Raw genomic sequence first — 713 nt, 5'->3', positions numbered from 1 at the left:
TCAGCGGCTGATCTGGCTGCTAAACCTTATGTCAAGGCCCCGCCCCCGGTGATCGCGCCGATCTATGATTGGACCGGGTTCTACATCGGCGCCAACGGCGGTTGGGGACAAAGCCACGGCTGTGTGGATTTCGTGACGCCAGCAGGGACGGTCGCAGGTGGTTGCGCCGATCGCTCCGGCGGCCTCGCTGGCGGACAGATCGGGTACCGCTGGCAAACCAATCAGTTTGTGCTCGGCCTGGAAGCGCAGGGAGATTGGGCAGAAATCAAGAATACGCGCGTCAGTCTGATCGACCCGCTGATTTCGACAACCGGTAAGATTGACGCCATCGGCCTCTTCACGGCGCAGCTCGGCTGGGCGTGGAATGCCTCGCTGTTTTACGTGAAGGGCGGCGCCGCCGTGACGCGCAACCGATTCGATATATTCAACAACGTCACCGGGGTCGGCCTGGCATCGGCGGGCCACACGCGCTGGGGCGGCGCCCTTGGCGTGGGCTGGGAGTACGGCTTCACGCCCAATTGGTCGTTCGGTATCGAATACGACCATCTCTGGATGGGCCGTGATAATGCCGGCTTCGCAGGCGTAGTCACTCCCGGAGGGTTCGTCCTCACCGGCAGCGGCGTCAGCCAAGATGTGGATATGGTCACGCTTCGGTTGAACTACCGCTTCGGTGGATACGGCGCACCGGTCGCGGCAAGATATTGATCGCACCC

Annotated in this window: 1 protein-coding gene; it reads left to right on the top strand. The window is 62.4% G+C overall.

The window, feature by feature from the left end; genetic code table 11:
- A partial coding sequence (locus AC0L30_RS43075; RefSeq protein WP_473406797.1) for an outer membrane protein occupies positions 1-705 on the top strand: 705 nt, incomplete at its 5' end.
- Between the last annotated feature and the right edge of the window lie 8 nt (positions 706-713).

This window comes from Bradyrhizobium sp. MI1.11, from assembly GCF_055811255.1.
This window is presented reverse-complemented; position numbering and strand designations above follow the sequence as displayed.